The sequence below is a fragment of the Paenibacillus sp. Soil522 genome (genome assembly GCF_001428245.1).
Lineage (GTDB): Bacteria > Bacillota > Bacilli > Paenibacillales > Paenibacillaceae > Pristimantibacillus.
Genome location: NZ_LMRV01000013.1, coordinates 61,687 through 76,747 on the forward strand (window position 1 = coordinate 61,687; position 15,061 = coordinate 76,747).

The following is a 15,061-nucleotide window of genomic DNA, read 5'->3' on the forward strand; positions in this document are numbered from 1 at the left end:
CACATTTTCATATGTAGGGTCAAAATAAGGCACGTACCAATGACGTGCCTTATCTTGAGACAAACGATTTATTTAATTTTGATTATGTGAGCGATTAAACCGTTTTGCTATTTTCAAGCAAGAACTTAATTGTTTTGCGAAGCTCGATATCTTCTTGCAGGCTGTTCAGGTTGCCGTTTTTCGTGAAAATTTCACGAAGCTCCTCGGAAGGACGGTTGTACGCTTTGGACAGCTTTTCAAGCTCTTCATTCAAATCCTCGTCATTTGCAACAATTCCTTCAGCTTTAGCGATTGCGTCAAGAACGAGGTTGTTGCGAACGCGTTTCTCAGCATCTCCGCGCATTTGATCGCGAAGTACGGATTCGTTTTGACCGGAGAATTGGAAGTACAGCTCCATGTTCATGCCTTGCATTTTAAGACGGCTCTCAAAATCCTTGATCATGTAGTCTGTTTCAGAAACGATCATCGGCTCTGGAATTTCAACTTCTGCCGCTGCCGTAGCTTTATCAACAACAGCTGTTTCGCGAGCTTGCTCGCCTTCTTGGTCTTTGCGCTCTTTCAGTTTGCTTACGAGATCCTGCTTGTACTCTTCAAGCGTATCGAACTCGCTAACGTCTTTGGCAAACTCATCGTCAAGAGCTGGAAGCGTTTTGCGTTTGATTTCGTGCAGCTTCACTTTGAACACAGCAGGCTTGCCTGCAAGATGCTCTGCGTGGTAGCTTTCAGGGAACGTTACTTCAACGTCCTTGAAATCGCCGATTTGCATGCCGACAACTTGCTCCTCGAAGCCAGGGATGAAGGAATTCGAACCAAGCTCAAGCGAATAACGTTCGCTTGCTCCGCCTTCGAATTGTTCGCCGTCTACATAGCCGTCGAAATCGATAACCGTGATATCGCCGTTCTCTGCAGCGCCTTCTTCAATAACAGAAAGCTCAGCATGACGCTGCTGCAAACGCTCCAGCTCAGCTGCAACTTCCTCTTCCGTAACTTCGGATGCGACCGCTTCAACTTCCAAGCCTTTGTATTCGCCAAGCGTTACTTCAGGCTTAACGATAACTTTTGCTTTGAATTTGAAAATTTCGCCTTTTGCGAACTGCTCAACATCAATCTCAGGACGGTCAACCGGCTCTAAATTATGTTCTTTTACTGCATCGGAATAAGCATCCGGCAACAGAATGTCAATTGCATCCTGGTACAGGCTCTCAATTCCAAAACGGGATTCGAAAATGCCGCGCGGTACTTTACCTTTACGGAATCCAGGTACGTTTACTTTTTGAACCACTTTCTTAAAAGCCTGATCAAGAGCACCAGCGACTTTCTCCGCTTCTACCTCCACGTCGATTGACACGATGTTCTTGTCTATTTTTTCCCATGTTGCTTTCATTTTATGCCTTCCCCTCCGAAAAATGCTCATGCATTTTAGTTATCACGTTTCATAAACCATTCTATTATAAACAAGCTGGGCCAGATTATCAAGACTCTGGTTCGTCTTCCCGTGATTGCTGCAGTACAGCAACCTGTCTTAATGCCTTGCACGCTTGCTCATAACGGAATCTTAGTCCTTCGGTAATGCCGTATGTATCACGAATATCGTCATCGTTCGCCGAGCCGTAAACGGTTAGGAGCAGCGTCAAATGTAGTGCAGCCGCAAAGTAATCAACCGTATCCTCGTCTTCCCTCAGCATCCAATGATAAGCTGCCGTACCATACAAGAACTGCAAACTTTCCTTCCATAACTCTCTGGCAAAATGCGGCAATGTTGGATCATCAACCTCAGCAGCCTGCTCCGTCCGCTCTAAAATCCGGTTAACCTGCGAAGGGAAATCATCCATTGAAAGAGGCGTAGCTTCCAAAATGAGCTCTACAGTCTCCCCCAATCTCTCCAGAGCCAGCGGTCCGGTGGCGCCTCGCTTGCGCAAGCATTGGAGCGCCTTAAACTGAACGACAGGGTGTACCTGACTAGTTACCAGCCATTTCTTGATGGAATCATTCATATCAGGAGATTGGATATAAACAGCGCGTTCAAGGGCAAGTATTTGCTGATCGATCATGGGATGATTTTGCATGATGTAGAGCACTTGATTCACATAAGCCTCATCCTGATCGGGAGGATTTAGAAGCTGCTCGCGCAATGTCGCCTCGTCGTCTTCCTCCTCATGCTTGGCTATAAGAAATCCCGTACCTTCATCACGATTTCCGTCTTCGGGAAAGGCCATGTCGAGCCATGTCAGAAGACTGTCCCACTCTTCATAATGGCGCGCATCCTCGCCCTGGCATTGCAGCAAAAAGCGCAGCAATTCCTTGGCCTCCCCATATTGCTCCGCTTCTAGCATACGGGTTAACTGTACCTGATAATGGTCCAGCATGCTAGGGAACAAATAAACGTTATCCTTGTTGTCGCCTTGTGTGTCGTTGGGAGTTGTAATGATAACACCGCCTTATGGTCACGCCGTTTGATCATTCATTCAATCTTGCGTCCAATTATACCATGTACAAACAAAAGAAAAAACAAATGTAGTATACCAACAACCCATAAACCATATTTTAGATTAAATAGACTAAAAAATTTAAAATGCACTTGCAATAGCACAATATCTTGTGTTATATTATTTCTTGTGTCCCGGTAGCTCAGCTGGATAGAGCAACGCCCTTCTAAGGCGTCGGTCGGGAGTTCGAATCTCTTCCGGGACGCCATTTATTTTTATAAACAAAGCTATACATAAATAAGTAAACCTCCTTCAAATTTTTACTTTCGAAGGAGGTTTTTTCGTCTAGTTAAGATAACGATACACGGCTCTATCTACGCCTTAAAAGGGCCGTCTCAGGTCATTGACCTGAGACGGCCCTTTTTGCATTACCGGCTTACAATCGCTTCCATCGGAACGGGGATATGCCCGTAATTGGGCTTCGCGCCCCCTGCTGCCCCGCACCATTGCACAGCGTTGGCAATGACCCGCATCACATCCGCATTGTGATAGGTTGGATAGGTTTCGTGGCCTGGCCTGAAATAGAACACCTTTCCTTGCCCTCTAAAGTAGGTGCAGCCGCTTCGGAACACTTCTCCGCCTTCAAACCAACTGACGAATACGAGCTCATCGGGAGTCGGAATATCAAAATGCTCGCCGTACATCTCTTCCTGTTCAAGCTCGATATATTCACCGATCCCGGCAGCGATCGGATGAGCCGGGTTCACGACCCAAAGCCGCTCCTTCTCGTCCGCCTCCCGCCATTTCAATGCGCAGCTGGTACCCATGAGCTTTTTAAATATTTTCGAATAATGACCGGAATGAAGAACGATAAGTCCCATGCCCTGCAAAACGCGTTCATGCACCTTCTCAACAATTCGGTCATCCACCTCGTCATGCGCCATATGCCCCCACCAGATCAATACATCCGTATTGTTTAATGTCTGCTCAAGCCCATGCTGCGGTTCATCCAGCGTTGCGCCTTTCGTATCGCAGCCGTAGTCCGCCAAGGAACGTGCGATTACGGTATGAATGCCTTCCGGATAGATGGCCTTTGCTTTTTCATTCGTCCGTTCATGACGATATTCATTCCATACGGTAACGCGAGTTTTCATCTATCTTTCTCCTCCTGCTGCTGCGAGATGATTGGACCGGAATTGCTCCAAGGATACTGTCCGTTTGTTTATTGCAGCCTGATAAATAGCTTCAAGCACTTCTTGATTGGCATAGCCGTCTACAATTGTAGGCAGCTCCTCACGTACATGGCCGCGTACCATATCGAAGAAATCCTGCATTTGGGTGAGCTCGTATTTGGACGGCACTTTTTGCACTTCCGTCACAACGGAGGCTTGATGTTCCTCATTGGGGTGAATCCATATTAATTCATTCCCCCGCTCACAGCCTACCAATATCGTTCCCAGCTCGCCGTAAATCGTCAATTCAAGCTGATTTCCTGAACCGTATGCATTTCTTGACGTTTGGAACACCCCAGTTACCTGTGAATCAAGCGTCGCCAGAAAACCGGTGAAATCATCTACATCTACCGTACCCTCTGCACCTGCAGCGGGGTCGCGCCGGTTCGTAATAAATGTCTTCATATGTGCCGACACTTCATCAAATTCACCAATCATAAACCGGGCCACATCGACCATATGAGAGCCGAGATCGGCGAGTGCGCCGGTGCCCGTAATTTCGCTGCGATAGCGCCAATTCATCGGGGTATCGTATACCGGAACTCCCCATGACTGTAAATATTGGACGAAAACATGCCTGATCTGTCCCAGCTTTCCTTGCTTAATCAAATCACGCGCATAGCGGAAGGAAGGCACATAGCGATAGGAGAAGCCGACCATTGATGGAATCGGATTAGCTAGATATAGCTGATTCAGCTCGCAGGCTTCTTCGTATGTGCGGGTGAAAGGCTTCTCCGTCATAATGGCTTTGCCCTGCTGCAAACAGCATTTCACTATCCCGAAATGAACATTATTCGGCGTAATGGATAGTACAGCATCCACCTCATCGCAAGCGATCAAATCCGAATATTGCTCGAATCTGCGCGCTGCCGGGATGCCTAATTTGTCGCCGGCCCGGTTTACAGCCTCACTTGCCGAATCGCACAGAGCGGTAATGCGCACCCCTTCCAAACGGGACATGTTTTCCATATGCGAATTAGCCATGCCGCCCATTCCGATCATGCCAACTCTTATTTCTTTCATATGATTTCTCTCCATTTCCGGTATAATTGCTATTTGTTATTTGCTTTAGCCCAAATGTCCAGCTGTCTTTGCTTCTCCGCAATAATTTTATCCATCCCTGCCGCTTTCATTTTCTCAACGAATACGGGAATATGCTCTTCAGGATCGACAGAACCTGTTACAATGACGTTTTTGTATTCTTTCTCCACGTTGCTGGTTGCCGCAATCTCCGTTTTGACAGGCTCAGCATTAAATGTAAATCCTAATGCGCGGGATTTCTCGGCGCTCTCGTTATAGTCCAAATACGATTGCCATTTGTTCGGATCCTCGTTCGCCCAAATATGAATCAATGGAAGATTGCCAAGCATCCAGTTTCTAGAAGGCGGGTAGCCCGTATTGCCGCCATCTACACCTTCTGGAAAATCGATGATGTTATCCGATTTTTTGACGTAATGCGTGCCTTCAATCCCGTTAATGAGCAGGTTCATAAGATCGCTGTCTGTAAACAAGAGATTTATGAACATCATAGCCCGCTCCGGATTTTTTGAAGTGCGCGAAATGGCAAGCACGGCACTGGTTGCATCCGTTGTGCTCGTAAACGGCGACATTAACTGAATTTCTACCAATTCTGTCCCTTGCGAACGGGAGTTTTCCAGATTGGAGCCCGGCTTGAACGAACCGGTTTGGGCAAACGCTTTGCCCGAGCCTAAAGCTTTGCCGACGTCTTGCAGAGTAGCCGCATCTTTATTGATATAGCCTGCCAAATACCATTTACGCATCAGCTTTGCGTATTCCATATATTTCGGATCTTCGATTTTACTAATGACTTTCAGCCCTTCGCCAGTGCGGACAAGCTCTCCCGGACCGTCGCCCAGCAAATCGTAATAACCGTAATCAAGAATGGCCGCGTTCGGGGAAGCCCCTCCGTTGACGATAAACGGCGTGACGCCCGGTTCATTGTCTTTAATGGTTTTCAGCAGCGGCTCCAAATCCGCCAGTTCTTTTACTTTCGACAGGTCGAACTTATATTTGTCCACCAGATCCTTTCGCAAAATCAAGCCTTTGTCAGCCGCAAATTCCTTATTAGCGACCATACCGTACAATTTGCCGTCCACTTTGGCAGCGTTGACGATTTCCGGATTGATCGTATCCAAGAAAGCTCCGCCATACTTTTTCACCAAATCGTCCAAGGGCAGAAATTGACCTTTGCCGACCTGCTGCGAGAAGCCGTTCCAGCCTGCCGAGAAGATGAGATCGAACGCTTCGTTGGACGTAAACATAAGGTTCGTCTTATCCCCCCATGCACTCCAATCGATCGAACGGATTTCAAGCGTTGCATTGATTTTCTCTTTCAAAATCACATTCACTTTATCCAAAACGAGCTGTTCATCTTTAGGCTGCGAGCCCGGAAGCACAAGAACCATTTTGTACGGATCAAGCTTCTTCTCTGCTGTTTCGCCGTTGTTAGCGTTTGCCGCTTCGCCCTTATGATTGCTGCTTACATCAGGAGTGTTCGAATTGCCGCAGCCAGACGCAATAAGTGAAATAACAAGCACCATAAGCAGCCAAACGTAGTACCCTCTTCTTTGTTTCATCGTGATACCCCTCCCATATGTTTAATGAAAACATCTATACTAAACTGGCCCGTTTGCTCCAGCATTAGCCTTTCACAGCACCAACCGTCATCCCTTGCACAATATATCGTTGGAAGAACGGATACGCGAGCACGATCGGTCCAAGCCCGACAACCGCCATCGCCATCCTGACCGTTTCCGTCGGAACGCTCGCCAGCAATTGCGATTGAAGCGCGCCTGTCGTCTGATTCAGCACGACTTGTATGTCCGTTAATGTTTTGTTCAATAAATACTGGATACTGTACATATCGATATCATTAATATAGATCAAGCTGTTGTACCAGTCATTCCAGTAGGCAAGTGTCATAAACAAACCAATCGTCGCCATAACGGGCAGAGACAGCCGCAGGACGATTTGAAAAAAGATACGCAGCTCGCCTGCTCCATCCATCGAAGCCGATTCAATGACCTCCGGCGGAATCGTCGTTGTGAAGAACGTTCTCATTATGAGTACGTTGAAGCCCCCGATCAGAAGGTTCGGTAAAATTAACGCCAGAAGCGTATTATTGATATTCAGCACATTCGTATAAACCAAATACCAGGGCACAAGTCCCCCATTAAAGAGCATGGTGAAAAATACGTAGAAGGTCAGTGCTTTCCGCAGCGGGAAATCTTTGCGCGAGATGGGGTAAGCAAAGAGCGCCGTGAGCAACAGTCCGCAAATCGTACCTATGACCGTCACGAATATCGTTACCCCGTAAGCATTTATGATAGTCGAAGAATCGTAGAACAGGTAAACGTATGCGCTAAAATCGATTATTTCAGGAAAGAAGGAGTAACCGTTGCGCAGAAGTGATTTTTCCTCCGTAATGGATACCATGAATATAAGAAGCAATGGAAAGACCGTCGCCGCGACGTACAAAACGAAAAACAGATGGATGATAAACTGCGGGCTCCTTTTTAGTAAAGTCATTGCCTTGTTCCCCCTAGCCTAAAATAGCGCGTGATCGCTGTTTATTTTTCTGACGATGTAATTTACGCCGAAGATGACCAGAAATCCGAGCACCGATTGATACAAGCCGGCCGCTGAAGCCATCCCGACGTCTCCCATCTGCAATAACGCACGATACACATAGGTGTCAATCACATCCGTAGTGGAAATTAGTGCCCCCGAATTCATCGGAACCTGATAAAACAGCCCGAAATCCGCATTGAAAATTTTGCCCACCTGCAGCAGCGTCAAAATCATGATGACAGGCATAAGAAGCGGAACGGTAATCGAACGCACCTGCTGCCATTTGCTTGCCCCGTCCAGCGTTGCGGCTTCGTAATATTCGGTGTCTATACCGACGATGGCCGCCAAATAAATAATGCTGAAATATCCGACGCTTTTCCACACATTTACGATTGTCAAAATATAAGGCCAATACTTTGGTTCGCTATACCAGGTAATGGCATTCATCCCTAGCGGTTCAAGAATTAATTTGTTAATAAATCCGTACTCCACGCTCAGAAAACTAAATGCAAGGTAACTGACAATGACTGCCGAAAGCAAATAGGGAAGCAGAATAATGCTTTGATAAAACCGCGACATTAGCTTTTTTTTCAGCTCGTTCAGCAATATGGAAACTCCGACGCCTAGTATAACGTTAATGAGAATAAATAATGCGTTGTAGAGCACCGTATTGCGCGTAATCAGATAAGCCCTATCCGTCCGAAACAGAAACTCAAAATTTTTAAAGCCGACCCAATCGCTGCCAAGTATGCCTAGCGCGTAATTTAAATCTTTAAACGCAATAATGATTCCGAACATCGGCAAATAATTGTTGATTAGAAAATACAGGATGCCCGGCACTGTCATCAGCAGCAAAATGTGATGCTTTCTAAGCTTCTTCCAGAAGGATGCCCTGCTGCTTCCCGTCATTATGGCTTTCAATATGCATCGCTCCAAATCGTTGTTTACTATAGAGCAATCATATCTTGTTCTGAGCATTCGACCTACCTCTTAAATGACTTGATCGATACGGATTGTGACATTCAAGCGGAAACGGCAGAAGTCCTCCTTGCGGGGCCAAGCGTAAACGGCTGACGCCGACTCTGGCGGCAAAAGCTCGTTTCGCGGTGAAATATAAGCAGAAATAAGGGTGAAACTTATACATTCTTATATTTAAAAAAAAGAGCCTGTGCTGGGCACATGACTCTTCGTAAAGGGGCTCGGCATGTAACTTGAACGCTCAAACGCCAGCTATTGGTTTTTGGAAAATTGCTTACGGTACTCCTGCGGATTTAGCCCGTAATATTTACGGTACAGCTTGGAGAAATGCGAAAAGTTTGTGTAATGAAACATTTTAGCTATGTTACTGACGGTCTCGCTCGTGTTCAGCAGCAGCTCGTTAACCTTTTTCATTTTCTCCTGGATCATATAATCAGAAAGACTCATCCCGCATTCCTTGCGGAACAGTCTCGATAAATAGGCAGGGTTAATGTGGACGCTTGCCGCCAAGCTTTCACGGGACATCTCATCGAACAGATGAATATCAATAAATCGCTTTACTTTCTCCACAATCGTCGACTCTTTATTCTTATCGGACAAATGATTGCATGCCTCCCGGATCATCCGCATCGTCCATGCCCGTAATTGAACGAGCGACTTTGTAGCTGTTGACGGGTCAAGATCCACGCTGCTTCCGAGCACCGCATGAGCAGGCACACCGCGTTTCTGCAGCACATAAAATACGGTCTGCAAAAGTCCGTGATAAATGATCGTCAGCGTCTCTCCCTTTATACCTGCATCCGCTCCCAGCCTGTCGAACATTTCGGAAGAAATTTTTTGCAGCTGATCATACTGTGCTTGCTCCAGCAGTTCTGCCCATTCAAAAAATGCAGGCAGATGAACCTCTTTCGCGGAGGGAGCCTGTTCCTTATAAAACATTACCGCCTTGCTGGCGGTGACATTGTTCCTCTCCATTTGAAGCAGCGCGTTGTAAGACTGCGATACGGAGGTAAGCACAGACCACTCGCCGATGTAGCACGATATCGAGCTGTACAAGTATGTCGAGCATGCTTCGATATAAGCTTGGCATCTTTTCTTCATCCGGTCAAAAGAAAGCGTCTGCTCCTTCGTTCCATCGTCAAAGAGCAATGCAAAAATAACACCGTTGCCGTCCTGGACAACTTGACCTGCATCGTTTTGGAGCAATAGCTCTTCGGCCGTTTTCCGCAAAGCATACTCCATCACTTCTTCATCCCGCGTGTTGAATGGCTTCTCCCACTTCTCCATACTGATTAAGACCGGAAGCACTTTATAATCGGACTTAATAGGGATGTCATTTATGGCTAGCGCCCGTTCGATATGCGACTGCAAAGGAACGATCCGCTGCCACATCAAATCCTGCCAAAATCGCTCATAGAGAACCGTTTTGTTCGATTCCCACATTTTATAGTACTTCATGTAGATCTCATTTTGCCGCTTATCCCTTTTCACTTCGAGCTGCTGGTCCAGTGCTTTATTCACTGTCAATTTTAATACATCGAAATCAACCGGCTTAAGCAAATAATCGAAGCTGCCAAGGTGAATAGCTTGCTGTGCATAGGCGAAATCAGCGTGACATGTCAAAAAGATGATCGGAATGAAAGGAAACTGCTTCCTCACCCACTCTGCCAGCTCGATCCCGTTTTGTCCTGGCATTTCAATATCGCAAAGGATGATATCAACCTCTGTTTGAGCAAGTCTTGCTTTCGCCTGATCCGCATTATGCGCCTCGTAAATGTCTGTGAATCCCAGGCTGCCCCAATCAACGCCGGACTTGATTCCCTCTACAGCAAACCATTCGTCATCCACTATTAACAATTTATGCATATTTCAGCCCAGCTCCTTTCACTCGGAATGAATCCGGAATGGAATCATTAATTTAATACAGGTCCCTTTGGGCTCGCCGGGGGTTATGACTATCTGTGCGGCAGCACCGTATTGAAGCTTAAGCCGCTCACGCACATTCCATATGCCTAAATTGCCCTCACCGGAATAAAGAAAGGAATGAACATCGTTCAGCTCGGCGATCTGCTCCTCCGATATTCCTCTTCCATTATCGAGAATGATAATTTCATAAGCGGGATTCTCTTCTGTCTCCGAAATCCCCCATCTCACATGGACCTCAATTTTAAAGGGCTCATCACTCATTTCAAACCCATGCTTAATCGCATTTTCCACGAACGGCTGTATAAGCAATGGCGGGATTGCCGCCTGCTCCAGTCCCTGCTCCACAGACAGCTCAAACTTTAAATAGTTCGGAAAGCGCAGCCGCTGAATTTCCAAATAACTTTCGATATGCTCCAGCTCATTGGCTACGCTTACAAAGCTCACGTTCGTACGCGTCACGAACCGGAAATATTTTGAGATATGCATGGACATTCGTTTAATTAAGTCGTTTTTGTTCAGCTCTGCCAAATTGTATATGATATTAATCGCGTTTAGTAAAAAATGCGGGTTTATTTGCGCTTGCAAATGTTTTAATTCGGCCTTTTGGGTTCGGATTTTCTCCTCATATACGTTAATTTTCAGATCCTGAATTTCAGCCGCCATATCGTTAAACGTATCGTTTATAATCGAAAATTCCTTTGATTTCTCATTGCCCAGCCGCGCTTTGAGCTCTCCCCTTTTTATTTGTCTCATCCCTTTTATCAAATCGCTCATTGGCTTCAATAGCGTATTTCGCAGAAACAATAAATAAATGGAGAGCACGGCTGCTCCAACTAAAGGTATGAGATAAATAAGACGCTGAAAGTATGGGAGCTGCTGCAGCAGCTGCGATTCGGGTACAAGCACGGATAAGTAAACATCGGAAAACTCCGATTTTGTGGCGACTATAATATAATCAGCCTCTCCCTCAAGCACACGGTACGGCTCATTTACAGAAGGCAGCATAAGCTTATTGCCTCGTACCATTTCTCCAATCGATGTATCTGTCAAAATCGTTCCGTTTTCCGATACGAACATCGCTTGTCCGCTTTCCCCGATGTCCAAATAAAGAAAAGGAACCATCAAACGATTCATATCAATCCAAATGCCCATCACTTGGCCATAATCGGTCTTCACAAACCGAACAATCGCCGATTGTCCGCTATACTGTATGACTTTCCACTTTTTCTCCGCAAGCGAAGCATCATCTTGCCGGGTGAGGAAATCGCGCAATGCTGAGCTCGCATCCTCGTAATCGGTAACGTCTCCGCCTCTATATACGGTACTAAGAAGCTCGTCATTATCCGGCGAATATACAAAGATCATATTCACATGCTCGAAGCTGCTCATATCCGCAACCATCTGATTTTGAGTCCGCACTTTAGCAAAAAAATAGTTAGCGCTGCCGGGCTCAGACGTTGCGTATGTCGTCAAATCCGAATTTTTCGCAATATAATTGTAAATATAGTTTTCGCCATCCTCAAGTGTCCGGTCAATTTCATTCATATACATGGAAAGCATATTTTTCGTCGATTGGCCTACCTGATTGCGAACGACGTCCATCGCATAATAATTGATATAAATCAGCAAACAAAACAAAGGTACCGTAACCGCCAAAAAGCCGACTATTAATCTAAACCGCAATGACGCTTTATTTTTCATATGCAGTCTTTCCTTTTCATTGAGGTATGGGGTGAAAGGACTTTTCCTTATTCCATTCTATATCATTTTAATAGAATTGACTGTACATAAAAAGGATGCTCAGCAGCCTTTCACTACTGACGCATCCTCTCGTCCTGCAAGTCCATTAACGGCCGTTACAGCAGCTGCATTGATTCGATATGCCGTTTTGTCGTCTCCGTGCCAAACTTATGCAGCTGCTCGTAAATTCGTTGAATCAGCTCGTCATAGCCGCCACTCATTTCGCTGTCGCTAGCAGAACCGTACGGGTGGCTGGTAAAATGATACATTTCCGCCTCATCCATGCTGGACAGCTCATCAAACAGCTCCCTAAGCTTTATATGCTCTTCCTCATTCACTATTATCTCAAGCTCATATGCAGCTGCTTGTGGGTCCTCTAATATTTGTCCCGCCTGAACCGATACGTAATAAGTCTTGCGCTCCCCGCCGCCATCATCTTTTTCAACCATTAATCGCGTGCTCCTTCCTGCTTCCTTAACTTTTACAGCCACCACTAGCATCCCCCTTCGGACAGACATTTTATCCCTTTTTCCGCATATAACTGATATTATCGCTACTTTGAGACCAGCAAAAGAGAGGAATGAGATCGATGTGTGGAATTACCGGCTGGATCGACTGGAACCGTGATCTGACTAAGCAAAGTGAAAGCTTAGAGAAGATGACCGACACTCTTGCACCGCGCGGTCCCGACGCTTCCGGCACGTGGATATCAGCGCATTGCGCTTTAGGCCACCGGCGTTTATCCGTCATTGACCCGGAGAACGGCGCACAGCCGATGATCCGCCATACCGGCGAAGACAAATATGTCATTGTCTATAACGGGGAACTTTATAATGCGCCGGAGCTCCGCAAGGAGTTGGAAAGCAGAGGCAGAGCGTTTGCGACAAATTGCGACACAGAAGTGCTGCTGGTCGCTTTTATGGAGTGGGGCAAGTCGTGTGTGGAACGCTTTAACGGAATATTTGCGTTTGCCATTTGGGATGTAGCCGAGCAGGAGCTGTTCCTTGCACGCGACAGGCTCGGCGTTAAACCGTTGTTCTACAGCACGCAGGACGGTTTATTTATTTTTGGCTCGGAGCAAAAATGTATATTGGCCCATCCGGCAGTGAAGCCTGAGGTCGGCGCGGAGGGACTGGCGGAAATATTCATACTTGGTCCAGCCCGCACTCCGGGCCATGGTGTATATAAACAAATTAGCGAGCTCAGACCTGGCCGATGTATGACTGTCAATCACGCTGGTTTAAAGACTACAACGTACTGGCAGCTTAAGAGCAGCCCGCATGAGCAGGATATCGAAGCAACCGCAGAGCAAGTGCGCGAGCTGCTCAAGGATACGGTTGAGCGTCAGCTCGTTTCCGATGTGCCCGTGTGCACCCTCCTGTCCGGCGGACTCGATTCCAGCGCGCTGACGACGCTTGCCGTTAATTATTACAATGACAACGGGCAAGGAAATGTCCACACTTATTCCGTAGACTACACCGATAACGACAAACATTTTAAGGCGCATGCGTTTCAGCCTAATAGCGATGCTCCTTGGATCGAGAGAATGACGACGCATCTGGGTACGGTCCATCATCCGATACAATTCGATACGCCTGAGCTGGTATGCGCTTTAGAAGCAGCCACCTTCGCCCGCGATCTTCCCGGCATGGCCGATGTCGATGCCTCTTTGCTGCTGTTCTGTCATGAAATTAAGAAGGACGCTACCGTAGCGATATCCGGCGAGGCGGCCGACGAAATTTTCGGCGGCTATCCTTGGTTTCATCGTGAAGATGCGCTGGGTGCGAATACATTCCCATGGTCGCTCGCCTCGGCCATGCGTGCCGACCTGCTTGCCCCCGACGTAGCCGCATGGATTAAGCCGCTTGATTATATTGGAGACCGGTACATGCAAGCGATAGCCGAGGTCCCTCATCTGGATGGCGAAACCGAGCAGCTTCGCAGAATGCGTCAAATGTCATATTTGAATATCACCCGCTTCATGCCGACGCTGCTTGACCGCAAGGATCGAATGAGCATGGCAGCCGGCCTGGAGGTTCGGGTTCCCTTCTGCGATCATCGGCTGGTGGAATACGTATGGAACATCCCTTGGGAAATCAAGACAGCAGGCGATCGGGAAAAAGGCATCCTGCGCAAAGCGCTGCGAGGCGTGCTTCCTGATGACGTGCTGACTCGAAAGAAGAGCCCATACCCAAAAACGCATAATCCGAACTACTTGGCCGCCGTTAAAGGGCTGCTGCTTGACGTGCTGAATGATCCCGGCTCGCCGCTGCTTCCGCTTATCAATGTCCAAAAAGTAAGAGAGCTCGCGGAGTCGGATTCCGCGAAATCGAACATTCCCTGGTTCGGCCAGCTTATGTCCGGCCCGCAGCTATTCGCTTATTTATATCAGATGAATGTGTGGCTGAAGCAATATAAAGTGGTTATAGGATAATGGAAAAAAACCCCATCTACAAGTCGCCGCTTCAATCGGCCGACCGTGGATGGGGCTGTTTTTTAACGATTTAGGCTTGCTCAAGCAGCGGAAGGAGCCGTCTTAGCGCTTGCCCGCGATGACTGATTTCCTGCTTCTCTTCCTTCGACAGCTCGGCCATTCCGCGGTTCAAGCCAGGCAGCCAAAACAACGGATCATAGCCAAAGCCGCCGGAACCATGCGGCGCATCAGTAATAACCCCGTCAACGGTACCCTCCACTTCGACAAATAAGCCGGTTACCGGATCATACAGCGCTAACGCGCATACGAATTGCGCATGGCTTAGCAATTGCGAGCCGTCAGGAAGCTGCCCTAAATCCGCTTGTTCCTTGTTTGCGAGCATAAGCTTCAGCTCCCGGATCAGCTTCGCATTGTTATCGCCGTCAGTCGCGCCTTCACCCGCATAGCGCGCAGAATAAACGCCCGGCTCTCCACCCAGCGCAGTGACGCGCAATCCTGAATCATCCGCCAGCACGGGAACGCCCAGCGCTTCGGCAGTCGTCTTCGCTTTAATGCGCGCATTCGCCGCGAACGTCTCGCCGTCTTCGACGATGTCCGGAATTTGCGGGTAGTCGAGCAGGCTTGCCGTTGTTTTACCAAGCTTCTGGAGCGCGTGCGCAAACTCCTTCACCTTACCGGCATTTTTTGTGGCAACGACAATAACCTCATGAGATAAGACAGAATGCCTCGTCATG

Annotated in this window: 12 protein-coding genes and 1 tRNA gene; 2 read left to right on the forward strand and 11 right to left on the reverse strand. The window is 47.4% G+C overall.

Features of this window, described 5'->3' with window-relative positions; genetic code table 11:
* Positions 1-94: 94 nt before the first annotated feature.
* Both tig and ASG81_RS03190 read right to left on the reverse strand, forming a co-directional pair.
* Complete coding sequence (gene tig, locus ASG81_RS03185; protein ID WP_056629143.1) at positions 95-1,384, reverse strand: trigger factor; 1,290 nt, start codon at positions 1,382-1,384, stop codon at positions 95-97.
* A gap of 88 nt (positions 1,385-1,472) precedes the next feature.
* On the reverse strand, positions 1,473-2,378 hold the full coding sequence (locus ASG81_RS03190; protein WP_235548713.1) for a hypothetical protein: 906 nt from the start codon (positions 2,376-2,378) through the stop codon (positions 1,473-1,475).
* 239 nt (positions 2,379-2,617) lie between these two features.
* On the opposite strand from ASG81_RS03190, the gene ASG81_RS03195 reads away from it, so the two are divergent.
* Positions 2,618-2,694: transfer RNA gene (locus tag ASG81_RS03195), tRNA-Arg, on the forward strand.
* Positions 2,695-2,854: 160 nt separating this feature from the next.
* Here the strand turns inward: ASG81_RS03195 and ASG81_RS03200 are convergent.
* The 8 genes from ASG81_RS03200 to ASG81_RS03235 all read right to left on the reverse strand — a co-directional run bounded on the left by ASG81_RS03200 (position 2,855) and on the right by ASG81_RS03235 (position 12,384).
* A complete protein-coding gene (locus ASG81_RS03200; protein WP_056629145.1) occupies positions 2,855-3,580 on the reverse strand; it encodes a ThuA domain-containing protein in 726 nt (241 codons plus the stop codon).
* Positions 3,581-4,681 (reverse strand): Gfo/Idh/MocA family protein, encoded by a 1,101-nt coding sequence (locus ASG81_RS03205; RefSeq protein WP_056629146.1) that lies wholly within the window; start codon positions 4,679-4,681, stop codon positions 3,581-3,583.
* A gap of 29 nt (positions 4,682-4,710) precedes the next feature.
* The gene (locus ASG81_RS03210; protein WP_056629148.1) at positions 4,711-6,255 is read right to left on the reverse strand and encodes an ABC transporter substrate-binding protein; all 1,545 of its coding nucleotides are present in this window, start codon (positions 6,253-6,255) and stop codon (positions 4,711-4,713) included.
* A 64-nt stretch (positions 6,256-6,319) separates the two neighbouring features.
* Positions 6,320-7,207, reverse strand: a complete 888-nt coding sequence (locus tag ASG81_RS03215) for a carbohydrate ABC transporter permease (protein ID WP_056629149.1) — start codon at positions 7,205-7,207, stop codon at positions 6,320-6,322.
* Positions 7,208-7,225: 18 nt separating this feature from the next.
* Entirely contained in the window at positions 7,226-8,158 is a 933-nt protein-coding gene (locus ASG81_RS03220; protein WP_056629363.1) for an ABC transporter permease, read from the reverse strand.
* A 321-nt stretch (positions 8,159-8,479) separates the two neighbouring features.
* A complete protein-coding gene (locus ASG81_RS03225) occupies positions 8,480-10,093 on the reverse strand; it encodes a response regulator transcription factor (RefSeq protein WP_056629150.1) in 1,614 nt (537 codons plus the stop codon).
* Positions 10,094-10,111: 18 nt separating this feature from the next.
* On the reverse strand, positions 10,112-11,854 hold the full coding sequence (locus ASG81_RS03230) for a cache domain-containing sensor histidine kinase (protein WP_056629152.1): 1,743 nt from the start codon (positions 11,852-11,854) through the stop codon (positions 10,112-10,114).
* Between the two features lie 155 nt (positions 11,855-12,009).
* The gene (locus ASG81_RS03235; protein ID WP_235548714.1) at positions 12,010-12,384 is read right to left on the reverse strand and encodes a hypothetical protein; all 375 of its coding nucleotides are present in this window, start codon (positions 12,382-12,384) and stop codon (positions 12,010-12,012) included.
* 98 nt (positions 12,385-12,482) lie between these two features.
* On the opposite strand from ASG81_RS03235, the gene asnB reads away from it, so the two are divergent.
* Positions 12,483-14,327, forward strand: a complete 1,845-nt coding sequence (gene asnB, locus ASG81_RS03240; RefSeq protein ID WP_056629155.1) for an asparagine synthase (glutamine-hydrolyzing) — start codon at positions 12,483-12,485, stop codon at positions 14,325-14,327.
* 70 nt (positions 14,328-14,397) lie between these two features.
* Here asnB and rdgB read toward each other — a convergent pair whose 3' ends face one another.
* Positions 14,398-15,060: an RdgB/HAM1 family non-canonical purine NTP pyrophosphatase gene (gene rdgB / locus ASG81_RS03245; RefSeq protein WP_056629157.1), complete on the reverse strand. Its 663-nt coding sequence runs from the start codon at positions 15,058-15,060 to the stop codon at positions 14,398-14,400.
* Between the last annotated feature and the right edge of the window lies 1 nt (position 15,061).

Coding starts and splice junctions, on each gene's coding strand:
- rdgB (WP_056629157.1), bottom strand. CDS start 15,060: ATGACGAGGCATTCTGTCTTATCTCATGAGGTTATTGTCGTTGCCACA.
- ASG81_RS03205 (WP_056629146.1), bottom strand. CDS start 4,681: ATGAAAGAAATAAGAGTTGGCATGATCGGAATGGGCGGCATGGCTAAT.
- ASG81_RS03210 (WP_056629148.1), bottom strand. CDS start 6,255: ATGAAACAAAGAAGAGGGTACTACGTTTGGCTGCTTATGGTGCTTGTT.
- tig (WP_056629143.1), bottom strand. CDS start 1,384: ATGAAAGCAACATGGGAAAAAATAGACAAGAACATCGTGTCAATCGAC.
- asnB (WP_056629155.1), top strand. CDS start 12,483: ATGTGTGGAATTACCGGCTGGATCGACTGGAACCGTGATCTGACTAAG.
- ASG81_RS03230 (WP_056629152.1), bottom strand. CDS start 11,854: ATGAAAAATAAAGCGTCATTGCGGTTTAGATTAATAGTCGGCTTTTTG.
- ASG81_RS03215 (WP_056629149.1), bottom strand. CDS start 7,207: ATGACTTTACTAAAAAGGAGCCCGCAGTTTATCATCCATCTGTTTTTC.
- ASG81_RS03220 (WP_056629363.1), bottom strand. CDS start 8,158: ATGACGGGAAGCAGCAGGGCATCCTTCTGGAAGAAGCTTAGAAAGCAT.
- ASG81_RS03225 (WP_056629150.1), bottom strand. CDS start 10,093: ATGCATAAATTGTTAATAGTGGATGACGAATGGTTTGCTGTAGAGGGA.
- ASG81_RS03200 (WP_056629145.1), bottom strand. CDS start 3,580: ATGAAAACTCGCGTTACCGTATGGAATGAATATCGTCATGAACGGACG.